This is a genomic window from Micromonospora inyonensis (assembly GCF_900091415.1).
Classification (GTDB): Bacteria; Actinomycetota; Actinomycetes; order Mycobacteriales; family Micromonosporaceae; genus Micromonospora; species Micromonospora inyonensis.
Map to the genome: position 1 here is coordinate 1,068,567 of NZ_FMHU01000002.1, position 13,492 is coordinate 1,082,058.

The 13,492-nt window shown below is 69.3% G+C and carries 3 protein-coding genes and 2 pseudogenes; 2 read left to right on the top strand and 3 right to left on the bottom strand.

Annotation, left to right across the window (positions count from 1 at the left end):
- Positions 1 to 56 precede the first annotated feature (56 nt).
- Positions 57 to 1,160 (top strand): annotated as a pseudogene (locus GA0074694_RS19670) (IS1380 family transposase); the annotation flags it as partial.
- Between the two features lie 96 nt (positions 1,161 to 1,256).
- On the opposite strand, the pseudogene GA0074694_RS19675 reads toward GA0074694_RS19670, so the two are convergent.
- Positions 1,257 to 1,832, bottom strand: a pseudogene (locus GA0074694_RS19675) (transposase); the annotation flags it as partial.
- Between the two features lie 112 nt (positions 1,833 to 1,944).
- Positions 1,945 to 3,042, bottom strand: coding sequence for an IS630 family transposase (locus GA0074694_RS19680; RefSeq protein ID WP_091460531.1), 1,098 nt, complete (start codon positions 3,040 to 3,042; stop codon positions 1,945 to 1,947).
- Positions 3,043 to 3,561: 519 nt separating this feature from the next.
- On the opposite strand from GA0074694_RS19680, the gene GA0074694_RS19685 reads away from it, so the two are divergent.
- The gene (locus GA0074694_RS19685; protein WP_091460533.1) at positions 3,562 to 12,720 is read left to right on the top strand and encodes a hypothetical protein; all 9,159 of its coding nucleotides are present in this window, start codon (positions 3,562 to 3,564) and stop codon (positions 12,718 to 12,720) included.
- A 217-nt stretch (positions 12,721 to 12,937) separates the two neighbouring features.
- Here GA0074694_RS19685 and GA0074694_RS19690 read toward each other — a convergent pair whose 3' ends face one another.
- Positions 12,938 to 13,150, bottom strand: coding sequence for a transposase (locus GA0074694_RS19690; RefSeq protein ID WP_091460536.1), 213 nt, complete (start codon positions 13,148 to 13,150; stop codon positions 12,938 to 12,940).
- Positions 13,151 to 13,492 lie beyond the last annotated feature (342 nt).

The following is a 13,492-nucleotide window of genomic DNA, read 5'->3' on the forward strand; positions in this document are numbered from 1 at the left end:
GGGATGATCGGGTTTGTCAAGAACTCAGATCACACCAACCCAGAAGGGCACTCTCGGTGCGAGGATCTCATGCCTGGCGTGCGGACAGCGCGGTGTTCGACGAGGACAATCTCGTGTCGTGTGCGGGGCTGGTGCCCGTGCTGGAGTTGGCCGAGCAGGCCGGGTTGTCCCGGTTGCTGGACGAGCACGTCCAGTTCGCCTGCGAGCGGGTCAAATCCGGTGCGGCGAAGCCGACGCCGAAGCTGACCTCGATCATCGCCGGGATGGCCGCCGGCGCGGACAGCATCAGCGACCTGGACACCATCCGGGCCGGTGGGATGAAGAAACTGTTCGGCGGGGTCTACGCGGCCGCGACGTTGGGGATCTTCCTGCGGGAGTTCACCCACGGCCATACCCGGCAACTGTCGGCGGTACTGCGCCGGCACCTGGTCGCCCTCGCCCAGCGCACGCCGGTGCTGGACGGCATCGACGACCGCACCTTCATCGACATCGACTCCCTGCTGCGTCCGGTGTACGGGCACGCCAAGCAGGGCGCCTCGTTCGGGCACACGAAGATCGCGGGCAAGACCATCCTGCGCCGGGGCCTGTCCCCACTGGCGGTCACGATCTGCACCGCGACGGCGGCACCCGTGCTGGCCGGTGTGCGGTTGCGGGCCGGCCGCGCCGGCTCCGGCAAAGGTGCCGCGTCCATGCTCACCGAGGGCATCAACACCGCCATCGCCTGTGGCGCGGACCCGGCGAAGATCCTGGTACGCGGCGACTCCGCATCCTGCAGCGGCAAGGTCATCACCGCAGTCGTCAAAGCCGGAGCGCGGTTCTCGTTCGCCATCGCCCGCAACCCGGCCGTCGCCGCCGCGATCGCCACCATCGGCGACCACGCCTACACGCCGGTGCGCTACCCGGGCGCGGTCGTCGATCCCGACACCGGCGAGCTGATCTCCGACGCCCACGTCGCCGAAGTGCCCTACACCGCCTTCGCCGACATCCGCCACCGCATCACCGGCCGGCTCATCGTCCGCCGTGTCCCCGACGCCAACACCCAGGACCCCCTGTTCCCGGTCTGGCGGTACCACCCGTTCTTCACCAACAACCCCGCACCCGTCGCCGACGCCGACATCACCCACCGACACCACGCCATCTGCGAAACCGTCTGGTCCGAGACGGGACTGCCCCGGGTTTGGTTGACTCGCGGGGTTGAGTGGTTCAGGCCGCGTGTGCGTGCCTGTTGATTGTCTCAAACTCGATGGGCGTGAGTCGTCCGAGGCGTGCCAGTGCCCAGCGGTGATCAGCCGGTCCACCACCGCGCGCAGATGCTCGGCGGTGACCGCGGCCAGCTCGGTGCCCGGGGCCAGCCGGACCGCGTCCAGCGGCGCGGTCCACGAACTGCGCCCGGACTCCAGGGCCACCACAAACGAGTACGGCCAGCCCGGCACACCGATGTGCTGGTCTTTGCCACGGCCGTAGGTGTGGCACAGGATCCGCTCCGGCACGGTGTGCGCTTCCGGCCGCAGCCAGCAGGTGACATCCACGGCCAGGACGATCCGCCCGTCGGCGGCCCGTGGGATCGGCATCGAGGCCACCACGGTCCGCAACCGTTCCACATCGATCCGACCGGCGCCAAGCGCGTCGTACAACGCGCCGTGACCTCGACGGTGCTCCGCCACCAGGGACAAGGCCGGCAGCGACCGTACCGGCCCGTCCGCGCACAACACCGCGTCGGCCAACTCGAACAGCGCATCAGCTCTGGCGCTCAGACAGCGATGCAGTTCCGTACGGAACGTCGCGAGGTCCCCAACCGCGCTTCCACGCGCGGCGTCATGCACACTGATCATCCCGCAGCCCTTGGTCCTGATCTTCTTCCCTAGACAAGAGGAATGATCGATCAAGGGCTGCGGCCATGATCGCCCGGGGGGCGATGCAACCGACCCCAGGTTAAAGATCAAGCTAGTGTGCTGAGTCGTTAATTCGTTGGCAATATGCGGCGATCGTTTCGAGGATGTTGTCTGCCGTCTTGGTCCACACGAACGGTTTCGGGTCGGCGTTCCACGCCTCGATCCAGGCGGTGACGTCGGCTTCCAGTGCGGCGATACTGCGGTGGGTCGATCGGCGGAGTTTGCGGTTGGTTAGCTCGGCGAACCAGCGCTCGACGAGGTTGAGCCAGGACGAGTAGGTCGGGGTGAAGTGCAGGTGGAACCGGGGGTGCTTGAGTAGCCACTGCCCGATGGCGGGCGTCTTGTGGGTGGCGTAGTTGTCCAGCACGAGATGCAGCTCCAGGTCGGGCGGGGTTGCCCGGTCGATGGTGCGCAGGAAGCGCAGGAACTCCTGGTGGCGGTGTTTGCGTTGGGTTTGGCCGATGACCTTGCCGGTGGCCACGTCGAGGGCGGCGAACAGGCTGGTGGTGCCGTGGCGGACGTAGTCGTGGGTCACCCGGCCGGGGACACCGGGCATCATCGGCAGCATCGGCGCGGTCCGATCCAGGGCCTGGATCTGCGATTTCTCGTCCACGGCGAGGACCATGGCGGCCTCCGGCGGGTCCAGGTACAGCCCGACGATGTCGCGGACCTTGTCGATGAACAGCGGGTCGGTCGACAGCTTCCAACTCTGGACCTGGTGCGGTTTGAGGCCGAACGCCCGCCAGATCCGCGAGACCGCGGTCTGGTTCAGCCCCACCGCCGTGGCCATCGACCGCGTCGACCAATGACTGTCCTGATCGGGCGGCAGCTCTTCGAGCGTCTTCGTGATCACGGCCTCGACCTGGGCGTCGCCGATCTTCCGTGGCGCGCCCGGTCGCGGCTCGTCGCGCAGCCCGTCCACCCGATCGGCCACGAACCGCTTACGCCACTTGCCGACCGTCGGCAGCGACACCCCAAGCCGGCGAGACACCTCGCTGTTGGACAGGCCTTCCGCGCAGGCGAGGACGATCCGCGCCCGCACCGCCAACGCCTGCGCCGTCTTCGGCCGCCGAGCCAGCCCTCGTAGCGCCTCCCGCTCCTCGGCGGTCAACTCCAGCGGCGCCAGCTTCGGACCACGGCCATCACCCATACCCGCAATCTACCAACGAATTAACGACTCAGCACACTAGTACGGCGGTGATACTTCGTGATCTTGTCGGACGGGGCAGCCAACCTCGACGGCGAGGCCGGCTGCTGCCCGAGCGGTCACCGCAGGTCAGCCTGCCGTCCCGGCCTCGGGCGGACCCTTGGCCATTGGTCTCTACGTGCGGTCGGGGTGGTGAACCCACTGCCGCGATTCAGTCGTGAGGCAACAGAGGGGGGTGACGGGGATGATCGGGCTGACCGACGAGGAGCTGTTGGCGGAGATGCGTGCGGCGGTGGATTTCAGGGCGAGGAGGCGGACCCGGTTCGCTGTGTCGGGGTGAACGCCGAGGCCACCGGTGCCGAGCTGGTTGCGGACATGAGTGGTGGCACGCGGGGTTGATCCGCGGAGGCGAGATGGCCGAGGGCTGGGGCGGTGGTCTGCGCCGCTGGGTGATTCGCATTGAGTGCCCCTGGTGGGGGTGGGGAGGGGGCGTTGGCGGTGGCTGAGGCTGCGGTTCCTTCCGTGGGTCTCAGTGAGTCGTCGAAGCGGGCGTTGGAGGCGTTCACCGGGATGCGGTTGCACCGGTCGAATCTGCCGGTGTTGGCGTATGACCTGAACGCGTTGGAGGTGTTGGCGGAGCGGTTGCGGACCGTGTTGGTTCCGGAGCTGGCCCAGGTGATCAAGGTGGTTGGGGCGGCGGGGGAGGGTGAGGTCTTCGACCGGTTCGTGGCGCAGACGGCTCCGTTCGTGGAGTTGTTGGACGGGGTCGCCGACGTGAAGGTCGGCGTGGCTCAGGCGATGCGGGGCTTCCTGAACCAGATGGAGCTGACGGATCGTCAGGCGCTGGTCATGTTCATCTTCATGATGACGGAGTTGGCGGTCGCGTTCGCGATGGCGTTTGTCCTGCCGGTGGAGGCGGCGGCGCACATCGTGAAGACCCGGACGATCATCCAGACGATCCTGCGGTCGTCGATGGTGCGGGCGGCGGCGAGTAGCACGGCGATCCAGATGTTGTTCATGCCGGGGTCGTCGTTGTTGGCGCAGATCAGCATGCTGGCTGATGGTCTGGTGCCGGGGGTCGACTGGGGGCAGGTCGGTAAGCAGGCGTTGTACGGGTTGGCGGTGGCGGGTGTGACCACGGCGGCCGGGCCGGCGTTGGGCCGGTTCGCGGGGGTCGTGGGTGGTGGTCTGGCGAAGTTCGAAGTGTCGGATACCACGCGTGACCTGTTGACCCGTTTGTGGATGGTGCCGGTGTCGGAGGTCGGCCTGGAGGTGGTCGGCGATATCGCCGCCAGCTACATGGTCGACGGGACCTACGACCCCGGCGGTCTCGGTATGGCCGTGATTTCCGGGGCGTTGTCGGGGACGGGTGAGCTGGGCGCGTCCGGGGCCGGGGCCGCTGCGCGTCGCGTGGCTGTCGGTCTGGGGTTCAATCCGACCCGGCCCCGGTGGAACATGCCCGCCGGTCCCGGTTTCACCGCCGACGGCAAGCCGGTCGCGCCGGTGCCGCCGCCCATCCCGGTCACTGCGGACCCGTCCGCCTATCAGCCGGAGGTCGGCGATCCGGCGGGTGCGGGCTCCAGCGGTCAGGCCCCGGTGCCCGTCCCGCCGGTGCCGGCACCGGCGCTGTCACCACCGGCACCGTCGCTGTCGCCACCGGCACCTGCGGCGCCTGAACCGATGCCAGCGCCGTCGTGGTCGGCACCGGACCTGCCCGCGCCGTCGTGGTCGACGCCGGACCTGCCGGTTCCGTCGTGGTCTGTGCCGAACTTCTCGGTGCCGACGGTGCCGACGGTGCCGGTGGTGCCCGTGCCGGAGTGGGTAGCGGTCGCTGGTGCGCCGGTGGTGGAGCAGTGGCAGCGGTTCCAGCGGGAACTGGTGGACCGTTACGGTGGGTTGTTGGCCGGGACGGGGCAGGCGCGGCAGTTCCTGGCCGGGCTTCCCGTGCCGGTCGAGCAGGTGTTCACCGAGTGGGCCGACGCCCGGCAGAACGACCCGGCCGTCCCCGTTTTCCTGTCTCAGGTCGGTCTGCCCGCCACCGCCCTGACCAGTCAGTTCCTGTTCGGTGTCCGGGACCGGGCGGTCGCCCGGATCACCGAGACGCTCGCGGGGTCGATCCCGGCGGGCGGGCAGATCCCGGCGGCGGTACGCCCGGAGCAGGTTGTCGCGGCGCTGCCCGGGGAGTTCGACCGGCAGGCGTTGCGTTCGATCGCGCACCTGGCCGTCGAGCATCACCTCGATCAGTACTTCACCACGGGCGCACCGGCGACCGCCCCTCTGCCCGGCGGAGTCGTCCTGCCCGGGGGCGTCGTCCTGCCAGGCGGCGTCGTCCCGCCAGGGGGCGTCGTCCCGCCGGGGGTGGCTGGCGTGCCGGGGGGTTCCGGGGCGGCGGCGCCGCCGTCGGACGCCGTGCGGGCCGCGGTCGAGCGGGAGGTGCGGGCCCACGTGGACCGGAGTCTCGACGCGATCCTCGGCGCCACCCCACTACCCGCCGCACCACTGACCGCACCAGTGACCGTGCCGTCGGCGGCGGTGGTCAGGCCCGACGCCGCGCAGGTGAGCGCCGTGGCGGACGTGGTCCGGCAGGCGGTCACCGACCTGCCGGCCCGTGTCACGGCCGCGGCCATCCCCGACGCCACCGCACCGCACACCACCGCACCGGACACCACCCCTTCCGGCACGGACACCTCGGCACACCGGCGTGCTGACCTGCCGCCGGTGACTCCCGAGCAGCACACCGCAGCAGCGACCAGCCAGGCAGAAGATCAGTTCACCGCCCTGGCCCGCAAGTACGGCGTCGCCCCGGCCAGCCACGACACCCTCGCCGGTTCCTTCCAACGGGACTGGGCCAACGGATACCACCAGGTACTCGCCCAGGCCACCGGCAACGCCGCGCCCGCCATCCCCAGCGTGCCGGGCACGTCCGGGGTTCCGGGCACCCTCAGCGCGCCGGGCACTCCGGGCACGGCTGGGACGCCGGCCACGCCGGAGGCGGCCGGCGCCTCCAGTAGGGTGCCGGGTGGTGTTGCCCCCCGCACCGACGGCACGCCGAACCACGACCACACCAGCGACAGGACGCCGGTCAGTGACATGTCCGCCTCCGGCGACGACAGCATCTTCAGCCGCGATGGCAGGCCCGACGACACCTTCACGGTCAGTGACCTGTCCTCACTGGACGGGCCGATCAGTCGCGGCCCGGGCAAGCCCGACAGCGGGGACAGGGATCCGTTCAGTGACGTGTCCTCGTTGGCCGACTCGGTCGATGGTGAGCCGGTCAGGCGCGATTTCTGGGACACGAACTCGTTCGGTGACGCCTCTTCGCGGGACGGGTTGATCAGCGGGACCCCGGTCGGGCGCGATGTCGGGGACAGGGCTCCGTTCAGTGACGTGTCCTCGTTGGGCGACTCGGTCGGTGGTGACCCGGTCGGACGCGGCGAGCCGGCCAGCACGGCACCGGAGCCGGCGGTCGCGGCGACCGGGCCGGCGGCGTTGCGGTGGGGTGCTGGGGTGGGCTCGTTCTCGGCTGGTGTGGGCGTGGAGGCCGGGTCGTCGTCGGGTTGGGCGGCTGGGGTGGCGCCGTCGGTGGAGCGGGTTGACGGTGGTTGGCGTGTGTCGTATCGCAGCGTGGAGGGTTTGCCTTCGTGGGGCGAGATGACGCGGGTGCATTCCGATCGGTTCACGTGGCAGGGCCCGGAGCCGCTGCGGTTTGTGCCGACGCCGGGGGAGCAGCGTCCGTTCCGGGTGGAGACGGCGGGGAAGAATGCGGGGGTACGGGTCCACGTCGACCATTGGGTGCACGGTGAGTCGGGGACGGTGGTGTTCCGTCTCCGGTTGAATCCTGACCCGAACGTGGATCGGGACTCGATCCTGGGCACGTTGCGTGCGGTCGAGCAGTGGGTGGTGCAGACCAACCAGCGGGTGCGGCCGGAGCGCGGGCCGCAGGCGGTGGCGGTGGTGTTCGACCCGGAGGCTGGGACGGAGGTTCGGCTCAGCTCCTACGGCAGTGACCTGCGGGACAGTGATGATGTCTGGGTCAGCAGGGACGGCTCGGCGGGTCGGATCGACCAGTTGCACTGGCTTGCGGGTCTTCCGTCCCGCGCCTACGGGCATGAGTTGAAGCACTTCGCCGGGGTCCCGCACGACGGTTCGCCGGATGATCTGCTCAGGACGTCCAGGAGCGTGGGTGACGACCATCTGCACGAGCCGGGGTTCACCGGCTGGGAACTCGACCAGATCCGCGCGACGGCCGCTTCGTATGTGGCTCCCACGGTCGCGCCCCGGCCGGCTCGGTCGCCCGAGTCGGACTCGGGGTCGTCGGAGCAGGTCTCCGATTCGCTGCCGGGCCGGCCGGCGGCGATGGAATGGCACCCCGCGGCCGACGCCGACTCCGACGCAGGCGGGCAGCTGTCGGACGGCGATGGTTACGCCGTGCCACCGGGATTCCCCGGTTACGAGTCGGGGGTTTCTGACGCGCCGTTGAATCCCGGCGGTGAGCCACCGACCGGCGCCGGGCGGGTTGTTGTGATGGAGGTGGACGCCGAACCGTGGACGCCGGTGCCACCGCCGGTGACGACTGCCCTGGCCCCGCCCGAGATCGTGGCATCCCGGGCGTGGGATGGCTTCTTTCAGCAGGTGCTGGACAGGGCGGGGGGCCAGGTGGCGGAGACGCTCGGTCTGCCGACGGTGGAGGTTGATGATGTCCGCCATTATCTGGCCATCGAGCTTGACCGGATCGTCCAGCGTACGGATATCCGGCAGCGTCTGCAGTTGTCCAGTCCTTCCTTGGAGGTGCTGCGGCAGGCGTTGGATTCCAGGGAGAGGTCTGTGCCCGGCCTGACGCAGATTTTGCCGCACCTGGTCCTGGAGGCGTTCGGGATCAATATCGCGGTGTTCGGCAGCGAGACCGTCAGGCACGATCAGGGTGCTGGTCCTGCTGGTGCCGGCACCGGTCAGGGGCGCCTGCGCCGGTCTGCGGGCCGGGGACCGGCGGCAGCGCACGGCGGGCCCGACTCCGGTGAGTTCGGCTCCGAGTCGATGGTCCAGGATTCAGGCGATCGGGCAAGACTCCCAGCTGATGTGGCGGCCGGGTGGACGGCGGGGGACCCTCCGCAGCTGACCGACGGGTACACCAAAAAGGTCCAGGTCGACCGGTATGGGCATCTGACGATCAGGCTGGGCGGCAAGATGCCGGGTGTCGGTGTGGTCGCTGCGGGCCGGGAGGCGATGGTCTGGTTCGGCCGCAGGGACGGGTCGTCTGGGGGTGAGCCGGCCGCGTGGATCAAGGTCGGGAGCCTGGACGACCGGGACGGCGGCCCGTTCTGGCGGTGGCTGGACCCGGCCCCCACCGAGGACGACCTGAACAGGCTGAAGACCTACAAGAGCAAAACCGAGCGTGCGGGCGAGTGGACGGCGGGGGACCCTCCGCAGCTGACCGGCGGGTACACCAAAGAGGTCCGGGTCGACCGGCTTGGGCATCTGACGATCAGGCTGGGCGGCAAGATTCCGGGTTTCGGTGTGGTCGCTGCGGGCCGGGAGGCGACGGTCTGGTTCGGCCGCAGGGACGGGTCGTCTGGGGGTGAGCCGGCCGCGTGGATCAAGGTCGGGAGCCTGAACGACCGGGACGGCGGCCCGTTCTGGCGGTGGCTGGACCCGGCCCCCACCGAGGACGACCTGAACAGGCTGAAGACCTACAAGAGCAAGACCGAGCGTGCGGCCGGGTGGACGGCGGGGAGCCCGCCGCAGCTGACCGGCGGGTACACCAAAGAGGTCCAGGTCAACCAGCGAGGGCGGCTGGCGATCAGGCTGGGCGGCAAGATTCCGGGTGTCGGTGTGGTCGCTGCGGGCCGGGAGGCGACGGTCTGGTTCGGCCGCCGCCGCACGGACGGGTCGCCTGAGGGTGAGCCGGCCGCGTGGATCAAGGTCGGGAGCCTGAACGACCGGGACGGCGGCCCGTTCTGGCGGTGGCTGGACCCGGCCCCCACCGAGGACGACCTGATCGCGGTGTTCGGCAGCGAGACCGTCAGGCACGATCAGGGTGCTGGTCCTGCTCGTGCCGGCACCGGTCAGGGGCGCCTGCGCCGGTCTGCGGGCCGGGGACCGGCGGCAGCGCACGGCGGGCCCGACTCCGGTGAGTTCGGCTCCGAGTCGATGGTCCAGGATTCAGGCGATCGGGCAAGACTCCCAGCTGATGTGGCGGCCGGGTGGACGGCGGGGGACCCTCCGCAGCTGACCGACGGGTACACCAAAAAGGTCCAGGTCGACCGGTATGGGCATCTGACGATCAGGCTGGGCGGCAAGATGCCGGGTGTCGGTGTGGTCGCTGCGGGCCGGGAGGCGATGGTCTGGTTCGGCCGCAGGGACGGGTCGTCTGGGGGTGAGCCGGCCGCGTGGATCAAGGTCGGGAGCCTGAACGACCGGGACGGCGGCCCGTTCTGGCGGTGGCTGGACCCGGCCCCCACCGAGGACGACCTGAACAGGCTGAAGACCTACAAGAGCAAAACCGAGCGTGCGGGCGAGTGGACGGCGGGGGACCCTCCGCAGCTGACCGGCGGGTACACCAAAGAGGTCCGGGTCGACCGGCTTGGGCAGCTGACGATCAGGCTGGGCGGCAAGATGCCGGGTGTCGGTGCGGTCGCTGCGGGCCGGGAGGCGATGGTCTGGTTCGGCCGCAGGGACGGGTCGTCTGGGGGTGAGCCGGCCGCGTGGATCAAGGTCGGGAGCCTGAACGACCGGGACGGCGGCCCGTTCTGGCGGTGGCTGGACCCGGCCCCCACCGAGGACGACCTGAACAGGCTGAAGAACTACGAGAGCAAGACCGAGCGTGCGGCCGGGTGGACGGCGGGGAGCCCGCCGCAGCTGACCGGCGGGTACACCAAAGAGGTCCAGGTCGACCGGTATGGGCGGCTGGCGATGAGGCTGGGCGGCAAGACGGCGGGTGTCGGTGTGGTCGCTGCGGGCCGGGAGGCGACGGTCTGGTTCGGCCGCCGCCGCACGGACGGGTCGCCTGAGGGTGAGCCGGCCGCGTGGATCAAGGTCGGGAGCCTGAACGACCGGGACGGCGGCCCGTTCTGGCGGTGGCTGGACCCGGCCCCCACCGAGGACGACCTGAACAGGCTGAAGAACTACGAGAGCACGACCGAGCGTGCGGCCGGGTGGACGGCGGGGGGCCCGCCGCTGCTGACCGGTGGGTCCAGCGACAATGCCGCCGCGGTGATACCCGCGTCAACCGGATCCGTGGGCATGGCATACCAGGCGGTGCGGGACGACGCGGTACCTGTCCCCGGATCCCACACAGACGACCCGATCCCACCGGTTGACGGGTCGTGGGCCCGTCCGGCGGTCGGGAATCCGGCGCAGGGCCAGCAGCGGCCAGGGGTGGCGAGCGCGCAGGTCGACCGGGGGCAACCGGCAGTGCGGACTCCGATGGCCGCCCCCGCGCCGCAGCCGCTGGAGGGTTGGCCGCAGGCGGCCGGGCAGGCTGGCGCTACGCAGAGACCAGCCGACGCGTTCTGGGATGTGGTGGTGGACAGGCCGTCGTTGGTGTCTGTCCAGCGGCCGGCCGTCGCGTCGGTGGCCGGCCCGGATCCGATGTTGCCGGTGCCGGGTGACGGGTACTGCATGCTGTACGCCTTCATCGCCACCGATCCGATCGGGGTCCGTGACGTGCTGCACCCGCACCTGCCCGTGGACCTGGCCCAGTTCCTGTCCGATCCCGGCCGGGTGCGTACCAGCGTGGTGGGGCTGGTCGGCTCGGAGGTACCCCGCGAGTCTGCGCTGACGCGGGTGAGCGCGCTGTTGCAGGCCCACGTCCGGGGGTACCTGGACAGCAACGCCGGGCGGTTGCCCGCCGATGTGACCAGGCAGCGGATCAACTTCCGCGAAGAGCGTGTGCGGCAGGTGGCGGCCCTGGACGACCAGCAGGTGCTGAATTGGCTGCGTTACCTTGACAGCCCTTACGTCACCGAAGCCGGGATGCTGCCTACGGCCGTGATCGAGCACCGGTACCAGGCGGTGCGTGCCGCGGCGATGCTGTCCGGCGGGCCGCTGGATCTCGGCGAGCCGACGGACGCGCCGCAGCGGCAACTGGACTTCCTCACGCAGCACGGCCAAGGCTTCCCGGTGGACGTCCTGGAACCGGGCACGGCCCGTGACTATCTGGTCGTCGTGTTGAGCCAGTCCGACCGTCAGCTCGAACCCGACGAGCTCGCCGTGGTCCGAGCAGTGGTGGACAACTGGAAACAGCAGTGGAGCGCCCCGGCCGGGGAGTTTCTAGGCCCCCTGCTGGCCCACGCCACCGGCCGCCGGGTCACCATCTGGCGGGAATCCGGGTGGGGGGCGCAACCGACGATGAGCGACGAGTACGGTCCGGCCGCCGGCCGGCCGGCCGACCTGTACCACGTCGCGGCCGACCCGAACAACCCGACCATCGTCAACCACTACAACGCGGCCGCGGTCAATGACGGTCGACAGGGCGCCGGGGCTTCCCCCGCGACGTCCGCGCCGGTCGACACCCAGCCGTGGCAGGTGCAGGTCGGTCAGGGGCCGCCGGCAGCGCGGACCTCGTCGCCTCCCCGGCTGACGGCCACTATCAGGTCGCGGCCCGACCCCGACCAACCGAACCCGGAACCACGCACCACACCACTGCAGCGGCGTCACCTCGACAAGGTACGGACCGAGATCATCTGGGCCACGCCCGCGGAAGTGTCGGCCGAACGAGACCTCGTGCTGTTGCGAGAGATCACAGACAGCGTCCAACCAGTCCCGGGAATGGACGACGCCTTTCCCTGGCGCGACTCTGACGACCCGCGCGGACGGGTCTATGCGCCCTTCGCCGACGAGAACGGCCAGGTACACCCCGTCGTCCGTGCCAACGCCGACCGCATCACCGCCAGCATGGACTCGGACAAACAGTTCCTGAGGGACATCGCCAGAAACCCGGACGATCCCCGGCTACCCGACGTACCGGACGAGGAGTTGGAGCGCCTGTGGCCCCTGCTCGAGCAGATGGTCGCAGCGGAGATCCGCCGACTGGTCCTCGGCGAATCATTGGAAAACCCACGAGTCGAAGTCCTCCGCATGACCGCAGACCTTCTGGAGCCTCACGAACGCGGACCCGACGTACTCGAAGGCAAGTTCGGATTGACCCTGGGCGCCCTCCCGCAACGATTCCTTATGGAATTGCTCGGCGTGTACCCCGGCGCCGTACTCGAAAATGCGCGACAAATGTCGACCTGGGAACGAGACTACCGGCTGTACCCATCCTATTCGATTAGCCTCGAAACCTCCCGCCCTTCCTACGGAGGTCATGGTCGTCGGTCTCGCGGTCGGCGACTTGTGGCTCCACGACGAGTCAAGCGCACCATCTCCATGAGCGCCGAAGGCTTCGCAAACTCCATTGTTTTCGCCAACACCGCACTCAAACCCCACGCCAGGGAACCCGACATCTACCGCACCAACTCGGTGTACCTGCAATTCACCGCCAGGATCCCCGACAACAACAACAGAATCCGCCGACAAGAAATCATGGTGCTCTTCGGTCTGAACAACCTATTCGACCCCACTATCAACCCCCATCGCATCGTCATCGCCGACTACGGCCCTCGCTACTACGACGAGGAAGAGAATTTCCCATCCATCAAACCCATCAAACAAGAACCCGACACCACGTCCCCACCGACCTGACCGCTGTACCGTGCCAAAACTCGTTTAGTGGCTTTGGCCTGGCATTTTGAAGATCATTTCAGCCTCGATTCGTCAGAGGGTTTTGATCCCTCGTCGTCCGTTTTAGCTTGACCGTTTTGTCTCATGCGATGGGGGGCGGGGTCGGCGCGTGTCGCTGCGTGGGCGCCGGGTCTCCGGGTCCGGGTGATCTCTCTGCTGGTAGGGCCGGGGTGGCGGGTCAGGTCGGCGGGGGTATCAGGCCAAGGCGGTGCCAGCAGAGTAGGAACGCCTCAGCCCAGGGCCAGGTGTCGGGGATGGACAGGATCTTCCGGCGGGAGGGGCTGGTCAGCTTGGCGGGTAGGTGCAGCAGCCGGTAGCGCAGGGTGCGGGGTTCGGCGTCGGCGAGGTCGGGCTGGTCGTGCAGGCCGAGCAGTCGGGTCCAGGCGGCCATATCGGCGGCGATGTTCGCGGCCAGGACCCAGCCGCGGTTGACGGTCTAGGTTTTCGAGGGCAGGTTTCGCAGGCCCATGGCCTTGTTGGTGCGTACCCGATCTTCCACTCCTGCGTGCGAACGGTGCAGCACGTCGAGCCATTGCGGCTGGTGGGAGCCGGCCACGCCGTGGATGCGGCGGATGTTGGTGGCGACGATCGAGTACCGCCAGCCGGTACGTTTCTCCAGGGCGGTTAGCTAACCCTGTTTTCCGCGAGTCCCGAGTTTCCGCAGGTCATCGGCTTGTGAGATCGGGTTCAGCAGTGATGGCGGCGGCATCAGTTGGCCTGTTGCGACGGCGGT

Excerpts from the sequence above, each read along its gene's own strand:
- GA0074694_RS19690 (WP_091460536.1), bottom strand. The coding sequence starts at position 13,150 with ATGGCCGCCTGGACCCGACTGCTCGGCCTGCACGACCAGCCCGACCTC.
- GA0074694_RS19680 (WP_091460531.1), bottom strand. The coding sequence starts at position 3,042 with ATGGGTGATGGCCGTGGTCCGAAGCTGGCGCCGCTGGAGTTGACCGCC.